At 73.1% G+C, this 24,386-nt stretch carries 23 protein-coding genes and 1 pseudogene; 18 read left to right on the top strand and 6 right to left on the bottom strand.

From position 1 onward, the window contains the following. Together FGF04_RS25690 and hemW are read left to right on the top strand one after the other, a co-directional pair. Nucleotides 1-1,300: PP2C family protein-serine/threonine phosphatase (locus FGF04_RS25690; RefSeq protein WP_149513856.1), on the top strand; the 1,300-nt coding region annotated here is incomplete at its 5' end. Nucleotides 1,301-1,349: 49 nt separating this feature from the next. Then, nucleotides 1,350-2,336 (top strand): annotated as a pseudogene (hemW, locus tag FGF04_RS25685) (radical SAM family heme chaperone HemW); the annotation flags it as partial. On the opposite strand, the gene FGF04_RS25680 reads toward hemW, so the two are convergent. Further along, nucleotides 2,321-3,127: a DUF3097 domain-containing protein gene (locus tag FGF04_RS25680; protein ID WP_149513612.1), complete on the bottom strand. Its 807-nt coding sequence runs from the start codon at nucleotides 3,125-3,127 to the stop codon at nucleotides 2,321-2,323. The pseudogene hemW and the gene FGF04_RS25680 sit on opposite strands and share 16 nt — an antisense overlap. 67 nt (nucleotides 3,128-3,194) lie before the next feature. After that, the gene (locus FGF04_RS25675) at nucleotides 3,195-3,938 is read right to left on the bottom strand and encodes an MBL fold metallo-hydrolase (protein WP_149513611.1); all 744 of its coding nucleotides are present in this window, start codon (nucleotides 3,936-3,938) and stop codon (nucleotides 3,195-3,197) included. Between the two features lie 248 nt (nucleotides 3,939-4,186). Between FGF04_RS25675 and hrcA the strand changes: the two genes are divergently transcribed. From hrcA to FGF04_RS25600, 15 genes are all read left to right on the top strand, one after another. Further along, on the top strand, nucleotides 4,187-5,203 hold the full coding sequence (hrcA, locus tag FGF04_RS25670; protein WP_149513610.1) for a heat-inducible transcriptional repressor HrcA: 1,017 nt from the start codon (nucleotides 4,187-4,189) through the stop codon (nucleotides 5,201-5,203). Then, complete coding sequence (dnaJ, locus tag FGF04_RS25665; RefSeq protein WP_149513609.1) at nucleotides 5,204-6,343, top strand: molecular chaperone DnaJ; 1,140 nt, start codon at nucleotides 5,204-5,206, stop codon at nucleotides 6,341-6,343. Nucleotides 6,344-6,440: 97 nt separating this feature from the next. Continuing rightward, nucleotides 6,441-7,532 carry a nitronate monooxygenase gene (locus FGF04_RS25660; protein WP_149513608.1) on the top strand — a complete coding sequence of 364 codons (1,092 nt, stop codon included), beginning with the start codon at nucleotides 6,441-6,443 and terminating at the stop codon, nucleotides 7,530-7,532. Then, the gene (locus tag FGF04_RS25655; RefSeq protein WP_149513607.1) at nucleotides 7,529-8,275 is read left to right on the top strand and encodes a 16S rRNA (uracil(1498)-N(3))-methyltransferase; all 747 of its coding nucleotides are present in this window, start codon (nucleotides 7,529-7,531) and stop codon (nucleotides 8,273-8,275) included. Before FGF04_RS25660 ends, FGF04_RS25655 begins: the two co-directional genes overlap by 4 nt. 165 nt (nucleotides 8,276-8,440) lie before the next feature. Then, nucleotides 8,441-8,971, top strand: a complete 531-nt coding sequence (locus FGF04_RS25650) for a hypothetical protein (protein WP_149513606.1) — start codon at nucleotides 8,441-8,443, stop codon at nucleotides 8,969-8,971. A 44-nt stretch (nucleotides 8,972-9,015) separates the two neighbouring features. Then, nucleotides 9,016-12,279 carry a S41 family peptidase gene (locus FGF04_RS25645; protein WP_149513605.1) on the top strand — a complete coding sequence of 1,088 codons (3,264 nt, stop codon included), beginning with the start codon at nucleotides 9,016-9,018 and terminating at the stop codon, nucleotides 12,277-12,279. A gap of 144 nt (nucleotides 12,280-12,423) precedes the next feature. Next, nucleotides 12,424-12,777: a histidine triad nucleotide-binding protein gene (locus FGF04_RS25640; RefSeq protein WP_149513604.1), complete on the top strand. Its 354-nt coding sequence runs from the start codon at nucleotides 12,424-12,426 to the stop codon at nucleotides 12,775-12,777. Between the two features lie 6 nt (nucleotides 12,778-12,783). Then, a complete protein-coding gene (locus tag FGF04_RS25635) occupies nucleotides 12,784-13,689 on the top strand; it encodes a ribonuclease Z (RefSeq protein WP_149513603.1) in 906 nt (301 codons plus the stop codon). A gap of 20 nt (nucleotides 13,690-13,709) precedes the next feature. Beyond that, nucleotides 13,710-14,711: an adenosine deaminase gene (locus FGF04_RS25630; protein WP_149513602.1), complete on the top strand. Its 1,002-nt coding sequence runs from the start codon at nucleotides 13,710-13,712 to the stop codon at nucleotides 14,709-14,711. Nucleotides 14,712-14,911: 200 nt separating this feature from the next. Further along, nucleotides 14,912-16,021, top strand: a complete 1,110-nt coding sequence (locus tag FGF04_RS25625) for a carbohydrate kinase family protein (RefSeq protein ID WP_188114216.1) — start codon at nucleotides 14,912-14,914, stop codon at nucleotides 16,019-16,021. A gap of 158 nt (nucleotides 16,022-16,179) precedes the next feature. Beyond that, nucleotides 16,180-17,238 carry a PhoH family protein gene (locus FGF04_RS25620; protein ID WP_149513600.1) on the top strand — a complete coding sequence of 353 codons (1,059 nt, stop codon included), beginning with the start codon at nucleotides 16,180-16,182 and terminating at the stop codon, nucleotides 17,236-17,238. Between the two features lie 12 nt (nucleotides 17,239-17,250). Continuing rightward, nucleotides 17,251-17,748, top strand: a complete 498-nt coding sequence (ybeY, locus tag FGF04_RS25615; protein ID WP_149513599.1) for an rRNA maturation RNase YbeY — start codon at nucleotides 17,251-17,253, stop codon at nucleotides 17,746-17,748. Then, nucleotides 17,745-19,055, top strand: a complete 1,311-nt coding sequence (locus tag FGF04_RS25610) for a hemolysin family protein (RefSeq protein ID WP_149513598.1) — start codon at nucleotides 17,745-17,747, stop codon at nucleotides 19,053-19,055. The genes ybeY and FGF04_RS25610 overlap by 4 nt, the downstream gene beginning before the upstream one ends. Next, nucleotides 19,052-19,429: an MmcQ/YjbR family DNA-binding protein gene (locus FGF04_RS25605; RefSeq protein WP_149513597.1), complete on the top strand. Its 378-nt coding sequence runs from the start codon at nucleotides 19,052-19,054 to the stop codon at nucleotides 19,427-19,429. The genes FGF04_RS25610 and FGF04_RS25605 overlap by 4 nt, the downstream gene beginning before the upstream one ends. A 127-nt stretch (nucleotides 19,430-19,556) precedes the next feature. Next, the gene (locus FGF04_RS25600) at nucleotides 19,557-19,910 is read left to right on the top strand and encodes a cytidine deaminase (protein ID WP_149513596.1); all 354 of its coding nucleotides are present in this window, start codon (nucleotides 19,557-19,559) and stop codon (nucleotides 19,908-19,910) included. A 35-nt stretch (nucleotides 19,911-19,945) separates the two neighbouring features. Here FGF04_RS25600 and FGF04_RS25595 read toward each other — a convergent pair whose 3' ends face one another. Beyond that, the gene (locus tag FGF04_RS25595; protein WP_149513595.1) at nucleotides 19,946-20,284 is read right to left on the bottom strand and encodes a P-II family nitrogen regulator; all 339 of its coding nucleotides are present in this window, start codon (nucleotides 20,282-20,284) and stop codon (nucleotides 19,946-19,948) included. A 124-nt stretch (nucleotides 20,285-20,408) separates the two neighbouring features. On the opposite strand from FGF04_RS25595, the gene era reads away from it, so the two are divergent. Continuing rightward, nucleotides 20,409-21,389, top strand: coding sequence for a GTPase Era (era, locus tag FGF04_RS25590; RefSeq protein WP_188114215.1), 981 nt, complete (start codon nucleotides 20,409-20,411; stop codon nucleotides 21,387-21,389). Between the two features lie 98 nt (nucleotides 21,390-21,487). On the opposite strand, the gene FGF04_RS25585 is transcribed toward era, so the two are convergent. From FGF04_RS25585 to FGF04_RS25575, 3 genes are all read right to left on the bottom strand, one after another. Continuing rightward, nucleotides 21,488-22,819 carry a GH1 family beta-glucosidase gene (locus FGF04_RS25585; protein WP_149513593.1) on the bottom strand — a complete coding sequence of 444 codons (1,332 nt, stop codon included), beginning with the start codon at nucleotides 22,817-22,819 and terminating at the stop codon, nucleotides 21,488-21,490. 86 nt (nucleotides 22,820-22,905) lie between these two features. After that, nucleotides 22,906-23,172, bottom strand: coding sequence for a protealysin inhibitor emfourin (locus FGF04_RS25580; RefSeq protein ID WP_149513592.1), 267 nt, complete (start codon nucleotides 23,170-23,172; stop codon nucleotides 22,906-22,908). Nucleotides 23,173-23,235: 63 nt separating this feature from the next. Further along, a complete protein-coding gene (locus FGF04_RS25575; protein WP_149513591.1) occupies nucleotides 23,236-24,306 on the bottom strand; it encodes a M4 family metallopeptidase in 1,071 nt (356 codons plus the stop codon). Nucleotides 24,307-24,386 lie beyond the last annotated feature (80 nt).

Genomic DNA, 24,386 nt, shown 5'->3' with positions numbered 1-24,386 from the left:
GGACTGGCTCAACCGCGGCGCCCTCTCCTTCCTGGCCGAGGCCTCCGACCTGCTCGCCGGGCAGCTCGACGAGGACATGGTCGCCGCGCTCACCGGGCAGCTGGTCGTGCCGCGCCTGGCCGACTGGTGCGCGGTGTGGCTGGAGGACGAGGCACCGGGCCGCTCAGACGGCGGGGTCGTCGGCGGCCCCCGGCTCGCCCGCGTCTGGCACGGCAGCGAGAACCGCATGGAGGAACTGCGCCGCTTCCTGGAGAAGGACCCGCCCCAGCCGCCCGAGTCGGCGCGCTCCGGGCCCGTCCCCGTGCCCTGGCCCGCCGAGGCGCTGGGCCCCGGGGCCGAGACCGGCTCGGCCCTCGCGTACCGGCTGGTCGCGGGCGGCAGACCGCTGGGCACCCTCGTCATCGGACGGGCCGGACAGGAGCAGTTCCCCGACGAGATCACCGGACTCGTGGAGGACCTCAGCCGCCGGGTCGCGCTCGCCGTCGGCGCGGCCCGCCAGTACGCGCGCCAGGCCACCATCAGCCGCGTGCTCCAGCGCGGGCTGCTGCCCGGCGCGGTCGCCGAGATCCCCGGGGTGCGCAGCGCGCTCGTCTACGAGCCCTGCGACAAGGGCGGACCGAGCGGGGACTTCTACGACCTCTTCCCCGCCGGGGACGGCCGCTGGTGCTTCGCCCTCGGCGACGTCCAGGGCAAGGGGCCCGAGGCGGCCGTCGTCATCGGCCTCGCCCGGCCCTGGCTGCGGCTGCTGGCCCGCGAGGGGTACGCGGTGCCCGAGGTCCTCGACCGCCTCAACCGGCTCCTCCTCGACGACGCCACCGAGACCGCCGACGCGGCGGCCCGCGCCCTGGTGGCCGACGGCGGCGCGGGGCTCGCCGACGAGGGCCCGCAGACCCGCTTCCTGTCCCTGCTGTACGGCGAGCTCGTGCCCGTCGAGGGCGGGGTGCGCTGCACCATGGCCTCCGCCGGGCACCCGCTGCCCCTGCTCCTGCAGGCGGACGGGAAGGTCGGCGAGGTGGCCACGCCGCAGTCCCTGCTCGGTGTCTTCGAGGACGCCGGCTACGGCTGCGGGACCTTCGAGCTGCGGCCCGGCGACAGCATCCTGTGCGTCACGGACGGCGTGACGGAGCGGCGCAGCGGACACCGGCAGTTCGACGACGACGAAGGGCTCGCGGCCGCGCTCGCCGGCTGCGCGGGGCTGAGCGCCGAGCTGATCGCGGAGCGGATCCGGCGGCTGGTGCACGAGTTCGGCGGCAGGCCGCCCGAGGACGACCTGGCGCTGCTGGTGCTGCAGGCGGAGTAGGCGGAGTAGGCGGAGCAGGCACGGCCGGGTGTGCGGGACAATGGAGTACATGCCTTCCGCACTCCCCGACGGCGAGCCCGTCCCCGACGACGGGGCGCTGCCCGCGCACGCCCTGGCCGGCGCGGCCGACCGCCCGCTCGGGTTCTACCTCCACGTCCCGTACTGCGCGACGCGCTGCGGCTACTGCGACTTCAACACCTACACGGCGACGGAGCTGCGCGGCTCGGGCGGCGTCCTGGCCTCCCGCGACAACTACGCCGAGACCCTGGTCGAGGAGGTCCGCCTCGCCCGCAAGGTCCTCGGCGACGACCCGCGCCCCGTCCGCACGGTCTTCGTCGGCGGCGGCACGCCCACCCTGCTGGCCGCCGACGACCTCGTACGGATGCTGGCGGCGGTCCGCGACGAGTTCGGGCTCGCGGACGACGCGGAGGTCACCACGGAGGCGAACCCCGAGTCGGTGGACCCGGCCTACCTGGCCACGCTCCGGGCCGGCGGGTTCAACCGGATCTCCTTCGGCATGCAGAGCGCGCGGCCGCACGTGCTGCGGATCCTCGACCGCACCCACACCCCCGGCCGGCCCGAGGCCTGCGTCGCCGAGGCCCGCGCGGCCGGCTTCGACCACGTGAACCTCGACCTGATCTACGGCACCCCCGGGGAGAGCGACGACGACTGGCGGGCCTCGCTCGACGCGGCGATCGGCGCCGGGCCCGACCACGTGTCGGCGTACGCGCTGATCGTCGAGGAGGGGACGCAGCTCGCGCGGCGCATCCGGCGCGGGGAGGTGCCGATGACCGACGACGACGTCCACGCGGACCGGTACCTGATGGCCGAGGAGCGGCTGTCGCAGGCCGGGTTCTCCTGGTACGAGGTCTCCAACTGGGCGACCTCGGAGGCCGGGCGGTGCCTGCACAACGAGCTGTACTGGCGGGGCGCCGACTGGTGGGGGGCCGCGGGGAACTGCGCGGGAGCGCGTAGCGCGACAGGGGGGTCTGGGGGCGCAGCCCCCAGGAGGCGGCCAGGTCACTCCGGGGATGTGACGAAGTCGATCAGTTCTTCCACTCGGCCCAGGAGTTCCGGCTGGAGGTCGCGGTACGAGTGGACCGAGCCTAGGATCCGCTGCCACGCCGCACCCGTGTTCTCCGGCCACCCCAGCGCCCGGCACACCCCCGTCTTCCAGTCCTGCCCCCGCGGCACCCGCGGCCACCCCGCGATCCCGACGGACGCCGGCTTCACGGCCTCCCACACGTCGATGTACGGGTGGCCCACGACCAGCGCGTACTCGCTCGTCACGGCCTCCGCGATGCGCGACTCCTTCGTGCCGGGGACCAGGTGGTCCACGAGCACCCCGAGCCGCGCATCGGGCCCGGGGCCGAACTCGTCCACGATCGCGGGCAGGTCGTCGATCCCCTCCAGGTACTCGACGACGACGCCCTCGATGCGCAGGTCGTCGCCCCACACCCGCTCCACCAGCTCGGCGTCGTGGCGGCCCTCGACGTAGATGCGCCCGGCGCGGGCGACCCGGGCCCGCGCCCCGGGCACGGCGACCGAGCCCGACGCCGTACGCGTGGGGCGTACCGGCGCGGCGGCGGACGGGCGCACCAGCGTCACCACGCGCCCCTCCAGGAGGAACCCGCGGGGCTCCAGCGGGAACACCCGGTGCTTGCCGAAGCGGTCCTCCAGCGTGACCGTGCCGGCCTCGCAGCCGATCACGGCACCGCAGAAGCCGCTCCCGGGCTCCTCGACCACGAGTCCCGGCTCCGCCGCGACCTCGGGCACGGGCTTGGGCTTCTTCCACGGAGGGGTCAGGTCCGCTGAGTACTGGCGCATTCGGATGACGATAGGAGAAGTGCGCGGCCAGGTGTGCCGACACCCCCGCGACACGCCGGAAGGACGGTCACGGCACGTCGAAGCGGCGGGCCAGCGCGTCCCGTTGGGCCCGGACGAACGCCGCGTCCACCACCGCCCCGTGCCCGGGCACGTACAGCGCGTCCTCGCCCCCGAGGGCCAGCAGGCGGTCCAGCGCCGCGGGCCAGTGGCCGGGCGCGGCGTCGGGCCCCGCCTGGGGTTCGCCGGACTCCTCCACCAGGTCGCCGCAGAAGACGATCGCCGGCCCGTCGCCGCTCACCAGGACAGCCAGGTCGTGGCCCGTGTGCCCGGGGCCCACGTCCGCCAGCAGGGCCCGCAGGCCGCCGCCCAGGTCGAGCGCGTACTCGTCCGTGACGAGACGGTGCGGGGCGGGCAGGAGCGCGGCCGCGTGGGCCGCCCGGTCGGGGTCGGCGCCGTTGCGTACCGCGTCCGCGCGCAGCTCCTCGCCCTCGTCGCCGAGGACCCGCTCGATGCCCGCCGCACCGAACACCTCGGCGTCCGCGAACGCCGCCGCCCCGAAGACGTGGTCGAAGTGCGGATGGGTGAGCGCGAGGTGCGTGACGCGCCCGCCGCCCAGGAAGCGGCGCGCCCGCGCGCGCAGCCACGCGCCCTCCCGCACGCRCGACCCCGCGTCGATCAGGAGCGCCGCGTCCTCGCCCGCCACCAGCCCGGCGGTGCAGTCCCAGACCGGCAGCCGGCACCGTCCCACGCGCGCGGAGAGCCCCTCCCAGCCGGACCCGCCGCGTCCGTCCCCTTCCCAAGTCACCTTCATGGGCCGACGCTAGCGGCAGACGGCACCCGTATGTTCCCGACAGAGCGGGACACCCTCGTACAGGTCGCCGTGCCCGATGTGCTCCGCGTCACGACATCGCAGGCCCGCCCTTGCCCGTGCCGTACCCACCGGCCGTACACTTGGCGCGGGGATGCTGGCACTCGCGCGCGCTGAGTGCCAGGCGAGGACACCGAAGACGACGGACAGACGACCGATGACCGCGCGGAATGCCACGGGAGGTGTGCGCGATGCTCAGTGAACGCAGACTCGAAGTGCTGCGCGCCATCGTCCAGGACTACGTGGGCACGGAGGAGCCGGTCGGCTCCAAGGCGCTGACCGAGCGCCACCGGCTCGGCGTCTCCCCGGCGACGGTGCGCAACGACATGGCGGTCCTGGAGGACGAGGGGTACATCGCGCAGCCGCACACCAGCGCCGGCCGCATCCCCACGGACAAGGGCTACCGGCTGTTCGTCGACAAGCTCGCGGGCATCAAGCCGATGACCGCGCCGGAGAAGCGGGCGATCCACCACTTCCTGGACGGCGCCGTCGACCTCGACGACGTCGTCGGGCGGACCGTGCGGCTCCTCGCACAGCTCACCCGGCAGGTGGCCGTCGTCCAGTACCCCTCGCTCACCCGCTCGACCGTGCGCCACGTGGAGCTCCTGTCGCTGGCCCCGGCCCGCGTCATGCTCGTCCTGATCACGGACACCGGCCGCGTCGAGCAGCGCATGGTGGACTGCCCGGCCCCCTTCGGGGAGGCCTCCCTGGCGGATCTGCGCGCGCGGCTCAACAGCCGGATCGCGGGGCGCCGTTTCGCGGACGTCCCGCAACTGGTGCAGGATCTCCCCGACGCCTTCGAGGCGGAGGACCGGGGGACGGTCGCGACGGTGCTCTCCACGCTGCTGGAGACCCTCGTCGAGGAGACCGAGGAGCGGCTGATGATCGGCGGCACCGCCAACCTGACGCGCTTCGGACATGATTTTCCCCTCACCATCCGTCCGGTGCTGGAGGCGCTGGAGGAGCAGGTCGTGCTCCTCAAGCTCCTCGGTGAGGTCAACGATTCGGGCATGGCCGTACGGATCGGTCACGAGAACGCCCACGAGGGACTCAACTCCACTTCTGTGGTCTCGGTCGGCTACGGTTCGGGCGGCGAAGCAGTCGCCAAACTCGGCGTGGTCGGACCGACGCGCATGGATTACCCCGGAACGATGGGAGCGGTACGAGCGGTGGCACGGTACGTAGGACAGATCCTGGCGGAGTCGTAGGTGGCCACGGACTACTACGCCGTACTCGGCGTGCGCCGCGACGCGTCCCAGGACGAGATCAAGAAGGCGTTCCGGCGGCTCGCCCGCGAGCTGCACCCGGACGTCAATCCCGATCCGAAGACGCAGGAGCGCTTCAAGGAGATCAACGCCGCCTACGAGGTGTTGTCGGACCCGCAGAAGAAGCAGGTCTACGACCTCGGCGGCGACCCGCTGTCCCAGCAGGGCGGCGGCGGGGCCGGCGGCTTCGGCGCGGGCGGCTTCGGGAACTTCTCGGACATCATGGACGCGTTCTTCGGGACGGCGTCGCAGCGGGGCCCGCGGTCGCGCACGCGGCGCGGCCAGGACGCGATGATCCGGCTGGAGGTCGAGCTCGACGAGGCGGCCTTCGGCACCACGAAGGACATCCAGGTCGACACGGCCGTCGTCTGCACCACCTGCAGCGGCGAGGGCGCGGCGCCGGGCACCTCCGCGCAGACCTGCGACATGTGCCGCGGCCGCGGCGAGGTGTCCCAGGTGACGCGGTCCTTCCTGGGCCAGGTCATGACGTCCCGGCCGTGCCCGCAGTGCCAGGGCTTCGGCACCGTCGTCCCGACGCCGTGCCCCGAGTGCGCCGGTGACGGACGGGTGCGCTCGCGCCGGACCCTGACGGTGAAGATCCCGGCCGGTGTCGACAACGGCACCCGGATCCAGCTCGCGGGCGAGGGCGAGGTCGGCCCCGGCGGCGGCCCCGCCGGCGACCTGTACGTCGAGATCCACGAGCTGCCGCACAACATGTTCCAGCGGCGCGGCGACGACCTGCACTGCACGGTCACCATCCCGATGACCGCGGCGGCGCTGGGCACGAAGGTCCCGCTGGAGACGCTCGACGGGCTCGAAGAGGTCGACATCCGTCCCGGCACGCAGTCCGGGCAGTCGATCCCGCTGCACGGGCGCGGCGTCACGCACCTGCGCGGCGGCGGACGCGGCGACCTCATCGTGCACGTCGAGGTCATGACGCCGACGAAGCTCGACCCCGAGCAGGAGCGGGTGCTGCGGGAGCTGGCCCAGCTGCGCGGCGAGGAGCGGCCCACGGGGCAGTTCCAGCCCGGTCAGCAGGGCTTGTTCTCCCGCCTGAAGGACGCCTTCAACGGCCGTACCTGAGCGGCCGCCGCCGGGCCCGGCGCAGGGCGGTTCCCGCGCCCCGGCCCGGCGGACGGCCGGATTCGGACTTGTACGGAGGACGTGACAACATGCCGTCATGTCCTCCGCGCTCACCGATCTCCTCCCCCTCCCGATCGTGCAGGCCCCGATGGCCGGCGGCGTCTCGGTGCCGCAGCTGGCCGCGGCCGTGTCCGACGCCGGGGGGCTCGGCTTCCTCGCCGCCGGGTACAAGACGGCCGACGGCATGTACCAGGACATCAAGCAGCTGCGCGCGGCCACGAGCCGGCCGTTCGGCGTGAACCTGTTCATGCCGCAGCCGGAGCAGGCCGACCGGGCGGCCGTCGAGGTGTACGCCCACCAGCTCGCCGGTGAGTCCTCCTGGTACCAGACCGAACTGGGCGACCCCGACAGCGGGCGCGACGACGGCTACGACGCCAAGCTCGCCGTCCTCCTCGACAACCCGGTGCCGGTCGTCTCCTTCCACTTCGGCTGCCCCAGCCGGGACGTCCTGGAGTCGCTGGGCCGCGCCGGCACGCTGACCATGGTCACGGCGACCACCGCCGAGGAGGCGCAGGCCGTGCAGTGGGCGGGCGCCGACGCGGTGATCGTGCAGGGTGTCGAGGCCGGCGGGCACCAGGGCACCCACCGCGACAACCCCGAGGCCGACGGCTCCGGCATCGGACTGCTGTCGCTGGTCGCGCTGGTCCGCGAGACCGTGCAGATCCCGATCGTCGCGGCCGGCGGCATCATGCGCGGCAGCCAGATCGCCGCCGCGCTCGCCGCCGGCGCGAGCGCCGCGCAGCTGGGCACCGCCTTCCTCGCCACCCCCGAGTCCGGCGCCAGCCCCCTGCACAAGGAGGCGCTGACCAACCCGCTGTTCGTTCGTACGCAGCTGACGCGGGCGTTCTCGGGCCGGCCCGCGCGGGGACTGATGAACCGCTTCATGCGCGAGCACGGGCCGTACGCGCCCGCCGCCTACCCCGAGGTGCACCACCTGACCTCCGGGCTGCGCAAGGCGGCCGCCAAGGCCGGGGACGCGCAGGGGATGGCGCTGTGGGCGGGACAGGGCCACCGGCTCGCCCGCGACCTGCCGGCCGGGCAGCTGGTGGAGGTCCTCGCGGCCGAACTCGCCGCCGCGAGGACAGCGTTGTCGGACGAGCCGGGCACGGGCGGGGGCGTCGGGCGATGACCGCGCCGGTGTTCGTGGTCGACGAGGTGCCCGGCGGACCGCGGTTCGTGCTCGACGGGCCCGAGGGACGGCACGCGGTGTCCGTGAAGCGGCTCCGCACCGGTGAGGAGGTGGTCCTCACCGACGGGCGCGGCCGCTGGGCCGAGGGCGTCGTGGCCGCGGCCGAGGGCAAGGACCGGCTGGTCGTCGCGGACCTGCACGCCGTGCACGAGGAGCCGGTGCCGTCGCCCCGGATCACCGTCGTGCAGGCGCTGCCCAAGGGCGACCGGGGCGAACTCGCCGTCGAGACCATGTCGGAGACCGGCGTCGACGCCATCGTCCCCTGGGCGGCGTCCCGTTGCGTCACGCAGTGGCGGGGCGAACGGGGTGCGAAGGCGCTCGGGAAGTGGCGGGCGACCGCCCGCGAGGCGGGCAAGCAGTCGCGGCGGGTGCGGTTCGCGGAGGTCGCGGACGCGATGACGGGCAAGCAGGTTGCCGCGTTTCTCGCCAAAGCGGAGTTCGCGGCGGTGCTGCACGAGGACCGGGGGCATGCGGCGGAGCCGCTCGCGACGGTCGATCTCCCCGCCACCGGGGAGATCGTGCTGGTCGTCGGCCCCGAAGGGGGCGTCTCGCCGGAGGAGTTGGAGATGTTCACGGGGGCGGGGGCGGTGGTCTGCCGACTGGGCCGCAGTGTGCTCCGCYCGTCCACGGCGGGGACGGCGGCGGTGGCGCTGCTGCTGGGCCGCACGGGGCGCTGGTCCTGACCCTCCGACTCCGTCCGCGGGCCGGCGGGGGCTGATCGCGCAGTTCCCCGCGCCCCCAGGTACGCGGGGAACTTCGCAACGGGGGTTCGGGGGCGAAGCCCCCGGGGCGAGGCATGGCCGCATGGGGTCTACCGGGCGGCAGCCCGTAGTGGCACGCTGCCGTGCATGGGGGCACTGAGGCGTATTCGGCACCGCGGACCCGCACTGGCGCTCACCGCCGTCGCGGCGGCGTTCGCGCTGGTCGCGTGCGAACCGGGCGGCGGCATGAGCACCGCCGCCGTGGCGATCACCACCGACCAGAAGGGCACGAGCGAGCTGGAGGAGCGGGGCGTCGACGTCAAGTGGCTCACCTGCACCGCCTCGTACGGCGACAAGGGCGACCAGTCGGGCACCTCGCCGAGCGTCAACAGCGTGGCGTCCGTCGACTGCACGGGTGAGACCGAGGACGGCCGGGACATCAGCATCAAGGGCAAGGTCACGCAGGAGATCAACGGCACCTGCGTACGGGGCGACCTCACCGCCACGGTGGGCGGCCAGGAGGTGTTCCGGCTGAACGTCCTCGGCAACTGCCAGGCCGGCACGCCCCCTGTCGACAACAAAACAACCCCGCCGAACAACCCGGGTGCGACCGTCACCGTCACCGAGACGGTGACCCGGTTCCCCGACCCCACGTGCTCCTGCTTCCAGGGGAAGTGATCGGGCCTCTGGCCGCGAACGGGACGGCTGCATAGGGTGATCGGGTGAAACAGCCTGCATCCGCCGCGTCCGACGCGACCACCCGCCCGTCCGCGTATCTCCGGTACCCGCACCTGCACGGTGAGTTGATCACCTTCACGGCCGAGGACGACGTCTGGGTCGCCCCGCTCGACGGCGGCCGGGCCTGGCGCGTCAGCGCCGACAACGTCCCGGTGAACCACCCGCGCATCTCCCCGGACGGCACGACCGTCGCCTGGACGTCCACCCGTGACGGCGCCCCCGAGGTGCACGTCGCCCCCGTCGACGGGGGAGCCGCCAAACGCCTCACCTACTGGGGCAGTTGGAAGACCCAGGTGCGCGGCTGGACCCCGGAGGGGGAGGTGCTCGCGCTCAGCACGCAGGGCCAGGCGAGCCTGCGCCGCAGCTGGGCCCGCGCCGTCCCGCTCGACGGCGGACCCGCGACCACCCTCCCGTACGGGCCCGTCGGCGACGTGGCCCGGGGCGGCCCCGGCACCGTCCTGCTGTCCGCGCCCATGGGACGCGAGGCCGCCTGGTGGAAGCGCTACCGGGGCGGCACCGCCGGCAAGCTGTGGATCGACCGCGAGGGCGAGGGCGAGGCCGGCGAGTTCGTACGGCTGCACGCCGACCTCGACGGGAACCTGGAGTACCCGTCGTGGGTGGGGGAGCGGATCGTCTTCCTCTCCGACCACGAGGGCGTGGGCGCCGTGTACTCCTCCCTCGCCGACGGGTCCGACCTGCGCCGGCACACCGGCGTCGAGGGCTTCTACGCCCGGCACGCCGCCACCGACGGCACCCGCGTCGTGTACGCCTCCGCCGGCCAGCTGTGGATCCTCGACGACCTCGACGGGGCCGAGCCGCGGCTGCTCGACGTCCGGCTCGGCGGGCAGCGCGTCGACCTGCAGCCCCATCCGGTGAACGCCTCCCGCTGGTTCAGCTCCGCCGCGCCTGACCACACCGGGCGCGGCAGCGCGGTCCTGGTGCGCGGCGCCGTCCACTGGGTCACCCACCGCTCGGGCCCCACCCGCGCGCTCGCCGCCGAGCAGGGCGTACGGGCCAGGCTGCCCCGCACCTTCCGCGCCGACGGCGAGGAGCACGTGGTGTGGGTGACGGACGCGGAGGGCGACGACGCGCTGGAGTTCGCCCCGGCGACCGGCGTGGCCCCGGGCGCGACCCCGCGCCGCCTCGCCGCCGGGCAGCTGGGACGCGTGCTCGGCCTCGCGGTCGCGCCCGACGGCAGCCGGGTCGCGGTCGCCTCGCACGACGGCCGCGTGCTGCTCGTCGAGCGGGAGACCGGCGAGGTCCGCGAGGTCGACCGCAGCGAGGACGGCGAGGTGACCGGGCTCGTCTTCTCGCCCGACTCGGCCTGGCTCGCCTGGTCCCACCCCGGCCCGCGCCCGCTGCGCCAGCTCAAGCTCGCCAACACCGCGGACCTGTCGGTGACGGAGGCGACGCCGCTGCGCTTCCGCGACTACTCGCCCGCGTTCACGCTCGACGGCAAGCACCTCGCGTTCCTGTCCGCGCGCTCCTTCGACCCCGTCTACGACGAGCACGTCTTCGACCTGGCCTTCGTGGGCGGCTCCCGGCCGCACCTGATCACCCTCGCCGCCACCACCCCCTCGCCCTTCGGCCCGCAGCGGCACGGCCGCCCCTTCGAGGCGCCCGACAAGGACGAGACCCCCGACAGCGAGGGCTCGCCGGCCACCCGGATCGACCTCGACGGGCTCGGCGACCGCATCGTGCCGTTCCCCGTGGAGGCCGCCAGCTACACGGGGCTGAAGGCCGCCAAGGACGGCCTGCTGTGGCTGCGGCACCCGGTGCGGGGCGTCCTCGGGTCGTCCAGGGCCACCCCCGACGCCCCGGACCCGAAGACCGACCTGGAGCGCTACGACCTGGTCCAGCAGCGCCTCGAACACCTCGCCTCGGACGCCGACAGCTTCCTGGTCACCGGCGACGGCAAGCGGCTCCTGCTGTGGACCGACCACAAGCTCAAGGTCGTCCCCAGCGACCGGCGCGCCTCGAACGACGACGAGAGCGACAGCAACATCACCGTCGACCTGTCGCGCATCCGCCGGACCGTCGACCCGGCCGCCGAGTGGCGCCAGATGTACGACGAGACCGGCCGCCTCATGCGCGACAACTTCTGGCGGCCCGACCTGGGCGGCGTCGACTGGGACGGCGTGCTGGACCGCTACCGGCCCGTCCTGGAGCGGGTCGCCACCCACGACGACCTGGTCGACCTGCTCTGGGAGGTGCAGGGCGAACTCGGCACCTCGCACGCGTACGTCACGCCGCGCGGCGGGTTCGGCGGCGGGGACCGGCAGGGACTGCTCGGCGCCGACATCTCCCGCCACGACGACGGCCCGCAGGGGACGCCCCAGTGGCGCATCGACCGCATCCTGCCCTCGGAGACCTCCGACCCCGACGCACAGTCGCCGCTCGCGGCGCCCGGCGTCGCGGTGCGCGCGGGCGACGCCGTCGTGGCCGTCTCCGGGCAGCCCGTCGACCCGGTGGCGGGCCCCGGACCGCTGCTCGTCGGCACGGCCGGCAAGCCCGTCGAGCTGACCGTCTCCCCGGCGGGCGGCGGCGATCCGCGGCACGCGGTGGTCGTGCCGATGTCCGACGAGGAGCCGCTGCGCTACCACGCGTGGGTCGCCGACCGGCGCGCCTACGTCCACGAGAAGTCCGGCGGCCGGCTCGGGTACCTGCACGTGCCCGACATGCAGGCGCCCGGCTGGGCCCAGATCCACCGCGACCTGCGCATCGAGGTGGCGCGCGAGGGGCTGGTCGTGGACGTCCGCGAGAACCGCGGCGGGCACACCTCGCAGCTCGTCGTCGAGAAGCTGGCCCGGCGCATCGTGGGCTGGGACCTCGCGCGCGGGATGCGGGCGACCAGCTACCCGGAGGACGCGCCCCGCGGGACCGTCGTCGCGGTCGCCAACGAGTTCTCGGGCTCGGACGGGGACATCGTGAACGCGGCGATCAAGGCGCTCGGGATCGGGCCCGTCGTCGGTACGCGCACGTGGGGCGGCGTCATCGGGATCGACAGCCGGTACCGGCTGGTCGACGGGACGCTGGTCACGCAGCCCAAGTACGCGTTCTGGCTCGAGGGGTACGAGTGGGGGGTGGAGAACCACGGGGTCGATCCGGACGTCGAGGTCGTCCAGACGCCGCAGGATTACGTTGCCGGGCGGGACGTGCAGCTCGACGCGGCGATCCGGATCGCGTTGGAGGGGCTTGAGGAGAGCCCTGCGAAGGCTGCGCCGCCTTTGCCTGAGATCGGCGGGTAGTTCGTCGGGTGCGGGTGAGCGGGGGCTGGTCGCGCAGTTCCCCGCGCCCCTAAAGGGCATGGGGCGCCGCCCGCATCGTCGCTGCCCGAAAAGTTGCTCGGTACCATTCCCGGGCATCGATCGATCGGCTGAGGAGGTCTCGTCATGGCAGGCGAACCGCAGGACGACTGCTTGTTCTGCAAGATCGTCGGGGGGAGGATCCCGGCCACCGTCGTCCGTGAGACGGAGACGACCCTCGCCTTCCGGGACATAAACCCGCAGGCGCCGACCCACGTCCTGGTGATCCCCAAGGTCCACCACCCGGACGCCGCCTCCCTCGCCGCCGCCGAGCCCGCGATCCTCGCCGACGTGGTGCGCGAGGCCGGCGAGGTCGCCGCCGACGAGAAGCTCGACAGCTACCGCCTGGTCTTCAACACCGGCAGCGGCGCCGGGCAGACGGTCTTCCACGCGCACGCCCACGTGCTGGGCGGCCGCGGACTGCAGTGGCCCCCCGGATAACGCGACGTGTCCGTACGTGAACTGGTGGTCCTCGGGACCGCCAGCCAGGTCCCGACCCGGCACCGCAACCACAACGGCTACCTGCTGCGCTGGGACGGCGAGGGCATCCTCTTCGACCCCGGCGAGGGCACCCAGCGGCAGATGCTGCGGGCCGGGGTCGCCGCCCACGACCTGCACCGGCTCTGCGTCACGCACTTCCACGGCGACCACTCGCTGGGCCTCGCGGGGGTGATCCAGCGCATCAACCTCGACCGGGTGCCGCACGAGATCAGCGCGCACTACCCGCGCTCCGGGCAGAAGTTCTTCGACCGGCTGCGCTACGCGACCGCCTACCGCGAGACGGTCGCGCTGACCGAGGCCCCGGTGAACGCCGACGGGGTGCTCGCCGCCACCAGGACGTACACGCTGGAGGCGCGCAGGCTCTCGCACCCCGTCGAGTCGTACGGGTACCGGATCGTGGAGCCCGACGGGCGGCGCATGCTGCCCGAGCGGCTCGCCGCGCACGGGGTCCGGGGCCCGGACGTGGGCCGCATCCAGCGGGAGGGCGCGCTCGGGGACGTCACGCTGGACGACGTCAGCGAGGTGCGGCGCGGCCAGCGGTTCGCGTTCGTCATGGACACCCGGCTGTGCGACGGGGTGCACGCGCTCGCGGAGGGCTGCGACATGCTCGTCATCGAGTCGACGTTCCTGGACGAGGACGTGCGGCTCGCCACCGACCACGGGCACCTCACCGCGGGGCAGGCGGCGACCGTGGCGCGGGACGCGGGCGTACGGCACCTGGTGCTCACGCACTTCAGCCAGCGGTACTCCGATCCCGAGGAGTTCGAACGGCAGGCGCGGGCCGCCGGGTTCGAGGGGGAGCTGACGGTGGCGCACGACCTGCAGAGGGTGCCGGTACCGAAGCGACGGTGAAACACCCGTACCATGCTTCGATGCCCCTCCCCAAAGCTGAACTGCACCTGCATATCGAAGGCACGCTGGAGCCCGAGCTGGCCTTCGCGCTGGCCGCCCGCAACGGCGTCGAGCTGCCGTACGCCGACACGGACGCGCTCCGCACGGCGTACGAGTTCACCGATCTGCAGTCGTTCCTGGACCTGTACTACGGGCTGATGGCCGTGCTGCGGACCGAGGACGACTTCGCGGATCTCGCCGACGCGTACCTCGCGCGCGCCGCCGCGCAGGGCGTGCGGCACGCGGAGATCTTCTTCGACCCGCAGGCGCACCTCGCCCGGGGCGTGGCGATGGAGACCGTGGTGGCGGGGCTCGGGCGGGCGCTGGACCGGAGCGAGGCCGTGCACGGCGTCTCCACGCAGCTGATCATGTGCTTCCTGCGGGACGAGTCCGCCGCGTCCGCGCTGGAGACCCTGGAGACCGCGAAGCCGTACCTGGCGCCGCAGGGCCCGATCGTCGGCGTCGGACTCGACTCCGCCGAGGTCGGGCACCCGCCGGCGAAGTTCCGCGAGGTGTACGAGGCCGCCGCCGCGCTCGGTCTGCGCCGGGTCGCGCACGCGGGCGAGGAGGGGCCGCCCGCGTACATCACCGAGGCGCTCGACGTGCTCGGCGCCGAGCGGATCGACCACGGGCTGCGCTGCGTCGAGGACCCGGAGCTGGTGGCCCGGCTGGTGCGGGACCGGGTGCCGCTGACGCTGTGCCCGCTGTCCAACGTGCGGCTGCGGGCCGTCGACGTGCTGGCGGAGCACCCGCTGCCCGCGATGCTCGACGCGGGGCTGCTGTGCACCGTCAACTCCGACGACCCCGCGTACTTCGGCGGGTACGCCGGGGACAACTTCGATGCGGTGCGGGTGGCGCTCGGGCTGTCGCCCGAGCGGCTGCGGGAGCTGGCCCGCAATTCGTTCCTCGCCGCGTTCCTGGAACACGACGAGGACCGGCGGAGCCGGTACCTCGCCGAGGTGGAGGCGTACGAGTTCCCGTGACCGGGGGCGGGCGTAAAAGATTGCGCAGTTCCCCGCGCCCCTAAAAGGGGCGCGGGGCAGTGTCGGATTGCGGCTCCGCCGCGGGGCGCGACCAGCCACAACGGACCCGCACGTTCCCCACCGCCGTGTCGCCCTGCAGGCCTCGCGGAGCGTCTGGTGCACACTGGCCTGATTCCGCCGCACCACCCTGGGAGCCCACCGTGACCGCGTCCGACGGGAAAGGACCGTACCGACAGGCCCAGTTCGACCCGCTCGCCGAACTGCGCCGCTCCGACGACCCGCCCTGGGACGTCTACCTCACCGGCACCGTCTTCCTCGACATCATCTTCACCGGACTCGACTCCGCGCCCGTGCGCGGCACCGAGTCCTGGGCCCGCGGCATGGGCTCCAGCCCCGGCGGCGTCGCCAACATGGCGACCGCCCTGGCCCGCCTCGGCCTGCGGACGTCCCTGGCGGCGGCCTTCGGGGACGACCACTACGGCGAGTACTGCTGGGACGCCCTGGAGCAGGGCGAGCACATCGACCTCTCCGCGTCCCGCACCGAGCCCGGCTGGCACTCCCCGGTGACCGTCTCGATGGCGTACGAGGGCGAGCGCACCATGGTCAGCCACGGCCACGAGCCGCCCCCGGAGGAGCCCGCCCCCGACTGCTCGCCGCGCGCGCGGGCGGCCGTCGCCTCGCTGACGCCCGGCACGAGCGCGCACTGGATCGCCGGCGCCGCCGAGCGCGGCACCCGGATCTTCGCCGACGTGGGCTGGGACGACACGGGACGCTGGGACCTCGCCGGGCTGCCCGACCTGCGGTACTGCGAGGCGTTCCTGCCGAACGCCGAGGAGGCCATGCGCTACACCGGCGCCCCCACCCCCCGCGCCGCCGCGCACGCCCTCACCGAACACGTGCCGCTCGCCGTCGTCACGCTCGGCGCCGAGGGCGCGTACGCCGTGGACCGCCGGACCGGCGAGACCGCGGAGGTTCCGGCCATCGAGGTGGAGGCGATGGACCCGACCGGCGCCGGGGACGTCTTCGTCGCCGGGTTCGTCACCGGCACGCTGGCCGGCTGGCCGCTCGCCGACCGCCTCGCCTTCGCGGGCCTCACCGCGGCCCTGTCGGTCCAGGAGTTCGGCGGGTCGCTGTCCGCGCCCGGCTGGTCGGAGATCGCCGCCTGGTGGCGCCGCGTGCAGTCCTACGACGACCAGGACCCCGCGGCGCTCGGCCGGTACGCCTTCCTGGAACCGCTGCTCCCGGCGACCGCCCGGACGTGGCCCCTGAGACGCGCCGTGCCGACGATCGGGTTCCGCGCGTCGGCGTGAGGAGCGGGGGCGGTACGCAGGGTGAGCACGGGGCCACAGGTGCGACGGAAAAGTCCTACGGGGTTGTCGGCGCCCCGTCGTACTCTTGGATGCACAAGGCTGCCGTACCGGCAAGCGTGCCTCACAGAGGGAGATGAGCAGGCCTACAGAGCCGGCCCATGACGCAGACACCCACAGCTCACAACCCCGCGCAGGGGCAGTCACGAGCACAGTTCACCGTTCCCGCCAAGCACCCGATGGTGACCGTGCTGGGATCCGGGGACGCCCTGCTGCGCGTGATCGAGAAGGCCTTCCCGGCGACCGACATCCACGTCCGGGGCAATGAGATCAGCGCCGTCGGCGACGCCCGGGAAGTGGCACTCGTCCAGCGCCTGTTCGACGAGATGATGCTGGTGCTCCGCACCGGACAGCCGATGACGGAGGACGCGGTGGAACGCTCGATCGCCATGCTGCGGGCGAGCGAGAACGGGGAGGGCGACGGCGCGGAGACCCCCGCCGAGGTCCTCACGCAGAACATCCTGTCCTCGCGAGGCCGCACGATCCGCCCCAAGACGCTCAACCAGAAGCGGTACGTCGACGCCATCGACAAGCACACCATCGTCTTCGGCATCGGTCCCGCCGGTACGGGCAAGACCTACCTCGCCATGGCCAAGGCCGTGCAGGCCCTGCAGTCCAAGCAGGTCAACCGCATCATCCTGACCCGCCCCGCGGTGGAGGCGGGAGAGCGGCTCGGCTTCCTGCCCGGCACGCTCTACGAGAAGATCGACCCGTACCTGCGCCCGCTGTACGACGCCCTGCACGACATGCTCGACCCGGACTCGATCCCGCGGCTGATGGCGGCGGGCACGATCGAGGTCGCGCCGCTGGCGTACATGCGCGGCCGTACCCTCAACGACGCCTTCATCATCCTGGACGAGGCCCAGAACACGAGCCCCGAGCAGATGAAGATGTTCCTCACCCGCCTCGGCTTCGAGTCGAAGATCGTGATCACCGGTGACGTGACGCAGGTCGACCTGCCGAGCGGCACCAAGTCCGGTCTGCGGCAGGTCCAGGACATCCTGGAGGGCCTCGACGACGTCCACTTCTCGCGGCTCACGTCCCAGGACGTCGTACGGCACAAGCTGGTCGGCCGTATCGTCGACGCGTACGAGAAGTACGACAGTGAGAACGGCACGGAGAACGGCACCCACAAGGGCGCCCGTACCAAACGGAAGTAGACCAGCGCGACCATGTCGATCGACGTCAACAACGAGTCCGGAACCGAGGTCGACGAGCAGGCGATCCTCGACATCGCCCGCTACGCCCTCGCCAGGATGCGCATCCACCCGCTCTCCGAGCTCTCGGTGATCGTCGTGGACACCGACGCCATGGAGCAGCTGCACATCCAGTGGATGGACCTGCCGGGCCCCACCGATGTCATGTCGTTCCCGATGGACGAGCTGCGGCCGCCCACCAAGGACGACGACGAGCCGCCGCAGGGGCTGCTCGGTGACATCGTGCTCTGCCCCGAGGTCGCCGAGCAGCAGGGCAAGGACGCCGAGACGCAGCACACCATGGACGAGGAGCTCCAGCTCCTCACCGTCCACGGTGTGCTGCACCTGCTCGGGTACGACCACGAGGAAGCCGACGAGAAGGCCGAGATGTTCGGTCTGCAGGCGGCCATCGTGGACGGCTGGCGTGCGGAGAAGGGCCTGACCGGTCCCTCCCCGGCTCCGACCGTCTCATGAGCCCGCAACTGGTCCTGGGCGCCGTCGCCCTCGTCGTGGTCGCCTGGCTCGCCGCCTGCGCGGAGGCGGGCCTCGCCCGCGTCTCCAGCTTCCGCGCCGAGGAAGCCGTCAGGTCCGGCCGCCGCGGCAGCGCGAAGCTCGCCCAGGTGGCCGCCGACCCGACCCGCTACCTGAACGTGGCGCTGCTGGTGCGCATCACCTGCGAGATGGCGGCCGCCGCCCTCGTCACGTACGCGTGCCTCAAGGAGTTCGCCGCGACCTGGGAGGCGCTGGCCGTCGCCATCGGCGTGATGGTCCTCGTCTCGTACGTCGCGGTCGGCGTCTCGCCGCGCACCATCGGCCGCCAGCACCCCCTGAACACGGCCACGGCCGCGGCGTACGTGCTGCTGCCGCTCGCCAGGATCATGGGTCCGGTGCCGCCGCTGCTCATCCTCATCGGCAACGCGCTCACCCCCGGCAAGGGCTTCCGGCGCGGCCCCTTCGCCTCCGAGGCCGAGCTGCGGGCGATGGTCGACCTCGCCGAGAAGGAGTCCCTCATCGAGGACGACGAGCGCCGCATGGTGCACTCCGTCTTCGAGCTGGGCGACACGCTGGTGCGCGAGGTGATGGTGCCGCGCACCGACCTGGTGGTCATCGAGCGGTTCAAGACCATCCGGCAGGCGCTGACCCTGGCCCTGCGGTCCGGTTTCTCGCGCATCCCCGTCACCGGGGAGAGCGAGGACGACATCGTCGGGATCGTGTACCTGAAGGACCTGGCCAGGAAGACCCACATCAGCCGGGACGCGGAGAGCGAGCTGGTGTCCACCGCGATGCGGCCCGCCGCCTTCGTCCCGGACACGAAGAACGCCGGCGACCTGCTGCGCGAGATGCAGCAGGACCGCAACCACGTGGCCGTCGTGATCGATGAGTACGGCGGCACCGCCGGCATCGTCACGATCGAGGACATCCTGGAGGAGATCGTCGGCGAGATCACCGACGAGTACGACCGCGAGCTGCCGCCCGTGGAGGACCTCGGCGAGGACCGCTACCGGGTGACCGCGCGGCTGGACATCGGCGACCTCGGCGAGCTGTACGGCTTCGAGGCGTACGACGACGAGGACGTCGAGACGGTCGGCGGCCTGCTCGCCAAGGCACTGGGCCGGGTGCCCATCGCCGGGGCCTCCTCGGTGGTCGAGCTGCCCGACGGGCGCGAGCTGCGGCTGACGGCCGAGGCGTCGGCCGGCCGCCGGAACAAGATCGTCACGGTCCTTGTCGAGCCGGTGGAGCCCGTCGCGCCGGACGACTCCGAGGAGGAGAAGCCGGAGTGACCCCGCGGGAGCTGCGCGCGCTCTGCCTGTCCTTCAACGCCGCCGTGGAGGAGTTCCCCTTCAACCCCGAGACCTCGGTCTTCAAGGTGCTGGGGAAGATGTTCGCGCTCAGCTCCCTGACGGCCGACCCCCTCAAGATCAACCTGAAGTGCGACCCCGAGGACGCGCTGCGGCTGCGCGCCGAGCACGAGGGCCTGATCGTCCCCGGCTGGCACATGAACAAGCGCCACTGGAACACGGTCACGGTCCGCGCCGCGGACGGGACCGCCGCCGCGCTCCCGGACCGGCTGGTCCGGGAGCTGGTCGAGGACTCGTACGACCTGGTGGTGGCCGGACTCCCGAGGGCGGAGCGGCTGCGCCTCGACCGGCCCTGAGCCGGGCCGGCCTTCCGGAGGGGGAGCGGGGATGGGCGTCCAGGGAGCGCTGTTGTGCAGGGCGTACGCGTCGGCCGTGGCGCACGCCGGGGCACGGGAGGCGGACGGGGCTTCGTATGCTCTGGGCATGACCGACAGCAGCGCGCTCGACCCCGAGGACCGCAAGATCGTCACCCTGGCCCGCGCGGCCCGGGCCCGCAACGCAGTGCCCGAGGGGGCCGCCGTGCGGGACGACAACGGCCGTACGTACGTGGCGGGCACCGTGGCCCTGCCCTCGCTGGAGCTCAGCGCCCTGCGGACCGCGGTCGCCATGGCCGTGGCCTCCGGGGCGACGGCGCTGGAGGCGGCGGCGGTGGTGAGCGGGGCGGAGTCCCTGGCGGCGGAGGACCTCGCGGCGGTACGGGACCTCGGCGGGGCCGCGACCCCGGTGCTGCTCGCGGGCGCGGACGGGACGGTGCGGTCCGTGGTCACCGCGGGCTGAACGGTTTCCGCCCGTGCTGCGGCCGCCGGGCCGGGTCAGAGGGCGTCGGGGCCGCGCTCGCCGGTCCGTACCCGGACCACCGTCTCCACCGGCACGGTCCACACCTTCCCGTCGCCGATCTTCCCCGTCCGCGCGGCCCGCACGATCGCCTCGGTGACCGCCTCGGCGTCCGCGTCCCCGACGACGACCTCCACCCGGACCTTCGGCACGAGGTCGACCCGGTACTCGGCGCCCCGGTACACCTCGGTGTGGCCGTGCTGGCGCCCGTACCCGCGGGTCTCGGTCACGGTCAGCCCGTGCACGCCGATCTCCTGCAACGCGGTCTTGACCTCGTCGAGCCGGTGCGGTTTGACGATCGCGGTGATGAGCTTCATGCCCGGGACCTGGCCTCCTGCACGGGGGACGACGGACTGCGCGGCGTGGCCGGCGCAGCCGATCGTAGGCGTTCACGGCGGACGGCGGAATCCTGGTGCGGCCGGGCCCCGACGATCAGGGACAATGGGCGCCATGAGCGTTCGTACCCAGTCACCCGAGCCGCCGGAATCCTCGGGATCCCCCTCGGGGGCACCGCACCGCGCCGGCTTCGCCTGCTTCGTGGGCCGCCCCAACGCGGGCAAGTCCACCCTCACGAATGCTCTGGTCGGCCAGAAGGTCGCGATCACCGCGAACCAGCCCCAGACCACGCGGCACACGGTGCGCGGCATCGTGCACCGGGACGACGCCCAGCTGATCCTGGTGGACACCCCGGGCCTGCACAAACCGCGCACGCTCCTCGGCGAGCGGCTCAACGACGTGGTCCGCACCACGTGGGCCGAGGTCGACGTGATCGGGTTCTGCCTGCCCGCGAACGAGAAGCTCGGTCCCGGTGACCGCTTCATCGCGAAGGAGCTGGCGTCCATCAGGAAGACGCCGAAGATCGCGATCGTCACGAAGACCGACCTCGTGGACAGCAAGACGCTCGCCGAGCAGCTCATCGCCATCGACCAGCTCGGCAAGGAGCTGGGCTTCGAGTGGGCCGAGATCGTGCCCGTGTCGGCGGTCGGCGACGAGCAGGTGGACCTGCTCGCGGACCTGCTCGTACCGCTGCTGCCGGAGGGCCCCGCCCTCTACCCCGAGGGCGACCTCACCGACGAGCCCGAGCAGGTCATGGTGGCCGAGCTCATCCGGGAGGCCGCGCTGGAGGGGGTGCGGGACGAGCTGCCGCACTCCATCGCCGTCGTCGTCGAGGAGATGCTGCCGCGCGAGGACCGGCCCGCGGACAAGCCGCTGCTCGACATCCACGCCTTCGTCTACATCGAGCGGCCGAGCCAGAAGGGCATCGTCATCGGGCCCAAGGGGAAGCGGCTCAAGGAGGTCGGGATCAAGTCGCGCAAGCAGATCGAGGCGTTGCTGGGGACGCCGGTGTTCCTGGACCTGCACGTGAAGGTGGCGAAGGACTGGCAACGGGACCCTCGCCAGCTGCGCAAGCTCGGTTTCTGAGCGTGCCCCTGGGGGCTGCGCCCCCAGACCCCCCTGTCGCGCTGCGCGCTCCTGCGCAGTTCCCCGCGCCCTCAGGTACCTGGGGGCGCGGGGAACCCTCACCGCTGCCCCCGCAGTACCTCCCGCAGCCAGTGGTACGACGCCTTCGGCGTGCGTTCCAGGGTGTCGAAGTCGACGTGGACCAGGCCGAAGCGCCGCGCGTACCCCTCCGCCCACTCGAAGTTGTCGAGCAGCGACCACACGAAGTACCCGCGCACGTCCACCCCCCGCTCCGACGCCTCGTGCAGCGCCCGCAGGTGCCCGTCCAGGTACGCGATCCGGTCCTGGTCGTCGAGCCCCTCGTACGAGCAGCCGTTCTCCGTGATCACGACGGGCGGGAGCCGGTCCCCGTACCGGCCCCGGAAGTCCACCAGCAGCTCCGTCAGCGCCTCCGGCACCACCGGCCAGCCGAAGTCCGTGACCGGGTAGTCGTCCACCTCCCGCACGGAGAAGGGCAGCTCGGCCGGCATGGTCAGCCCGCCGAACTCGATCTCCGACCCCTGCGGCGCCCCCACCCGCGTCGGCGCGTAGTAGTTGATCCCGTACCAGTCGACCGGCTCCCCGATGACCTCCAGGTCGGCGGCGACCGCCTCGGGACCGCCGGGCATCAGCTCGCCGATGCCCTCCGGGTACCGCCCCAGCAGCACCGGGTCCGCGAACAGCCGGTTGAGGAGCAGGTCGTAGAAGCCCGCCGCCTCCAGGTCGGCGGGGTCCTGGGAGGCCGGCCAGGTCGGACCGTGCGAGTTGGCGATGCCGAGGTCCGTGACCCCGGCCGCACGCAGCGCCCGTACGGCGAGGCCGTGGGCCAGCAGCTGGTGGTGGGCCACGGGCAGGGCGTCGAAGAGCAGCCGGCTGCCGGGCGCGTGCGCGCCCAGCGCGTGGCCCAGCAGGGTGTGCTCGGCGGGCTCGTTGAGGGTGATCCACTTGGTGACCCGGTCGCCGAGCCGGGCGGCCACCCGGGCCGCGTACCCGGCGAACCGCTCGGCCGTGTCCCGCCGCAGCCAGCCGCCCGCCTCCTGCAGCGACAGGGGCAGGTCCCAGTGGAAGAGGGTCGGGACCGGGCGCACGCCCGCCGCGCACAGCTCGTCGACCAGGCGGTCGTAGAAGTCCAGGCCGCCGGGGGAGTCCACCCGGGGCCAGGAGACGGAGAAGCGGTACGCGTCCACGCCGAGGTCGCGCAGCAGGGCCACGTCCTCGGGGTAGCGGTGGTAGTGGTCGCAGGCCACCGCGGCCGTCGAGCCGTCCTTCACCCGGCCGGGCTCGGCCGTGAAGGCGTCCCACACGGAAGGGGCCCGCCGGTCCGCCGCGCCCTCGATCTGGTGGGCCGAGGTGGAGACCCCCCAGAGGAAACCCGGCGGGAACGAGGGCAGCGGTGTCGCGTTCGTGGCCATGGGCGCGATCATGCGGAGGGGCGGTGGCCCAAGTCAACGGGGCCGCGCGGGGCGGGTGTTCGCCCGCGCCCCTGCCGGGGCCGGTCTCAGGCGCCCTCCTTCAGGACCCTCGTGATCAGTTTCCGCTGCTCCTCCGTCAGGTGGGGGTCCGTGCAGTGGACGGTCCTGCCGTCGACCGTGATCTCGTAGTGGAAGCCGTCCGGCACGCCCAGGGACGGCGTGCCCCGGCCGGCGGCGACCGCCCGCTCGGCCAGGGCGTGCCATTCCTGGGCGTCGGGGCGGCCCGTGGTGTCGATCTCGGCGTGCCGTTCGATGCCCGCGAAGCCGCCCGTGCGGCTCACCTGAATACGCATGGGTCCCTGTCTAGTACGAAACCCGCGCTCCGGTCACCGGGTCTCACCGGGTCTCGCCGGGGCTCACCGGGTCGGCACCCCCACCTGTTCCCAGGCCTTCGTGACGGCCTGGAGCTCCTCGCCCTCGCCGTACGAGGCGCGGGCCTTCGCCAGGGTGAGCGTCGCGAAGTCGGTGAAACTCGCCTGCGAGTCCAGCTCACCGCCGGTCAGCACGTCGTACCAGATCTGCCCGGCCCGCTCCCAGGAGTGCCCGGCGAGCGCGGTCGCGACCAGGAAGAAGGCGTGGTTGGGGATACCGGAGTTGATGTGCACGCCGCCGTTGTCGCGGCCGGTGCGCACGTAGTCGTCCATCGTCGCGGGCTGCGGGTCCTTGCCGAGCACGTCGTCGTCGTACGCCGTCCCGGGGGCCTTCATCGACCGCAGGGCCGTGCCCGTGACGCGCGGGGCGAGCAGGCCCGCGCCGATCAGCCAGTCGGCCTCGGTGGCGGTCTGGCCGAGCGTGTACTGCTTGATGAGCGAGCCGAAGACGTCCGAGAAGTGCTCGTTGAGGGCGCCCGGCTGGCCGAAGTAGGTGAGGTTCGCCGTGTACTGCGTCACGCCGTGGGTGAGCTCGTGGCCGATGACGTCGACCGGGAGGGTGAAGTCGAGGAAGATCTCGCCGTCGCCGTCGCCGAACACCATCTGCTCGCCGTTCCAGAAGGCGTTGTTGTAGTCCTCGCCGAAGTGGACGGTGGCGTTGAGCGGCAGGCCCTCGCCGTTGATGGAGTTGCGGTGGTACGTCTTCGAAAACAGGTCGAAGGTCGCGCCCAGGCCGGCGTACGCGCGGTTGACGGTGGCGTCCTTGCCGGGCTTGTCGCCCTCGCCGCGGACCTTCTTGCCGGGCAGGTCCTGCTTGTGCCTGGCGTCGTGGATCGTGCGGGTGGGTTTGTCCTCGGCGGCGCCCGCGGGCGGGGCCTGGGCGGGGGCGCCCAGCACGGTGGTCAGCCGGCGGCTGGTGCGCTCGTAGGCGTCCTGCTGGAGGGTGCGGCGGGCCTTGTCGGCGATCGCGCGGTCCTCCGCCTGGGCCAGGGTGTCCAGGACGTGGGGCGGGATGATGGTGCAGAAGACGGGCTCGAAGCCCCCGTTTGTCGTCATGACCGGCACCATTGCACTGCGTGATGTCCTTGTCACTAGGGGCAACCATGATTGGTGAAATGAGGGGATAAGGGGGGTGG

The sequence above is a fragment of the Streptomyces apricus genome (assembly GCF_008369065.1).
GTDB classification, from domain to species: Bacteria; Actinomycetota; Actinomycetes; order Streptomycetales; family Streptomycetaceae; genus Streptomyces; species Streptomyces apricus.
The sequence above is the reverse complement of the archived record's forward strand: the minus strand, read 5'-3'. Positions and strand labels throughout refer to the sequence as shown.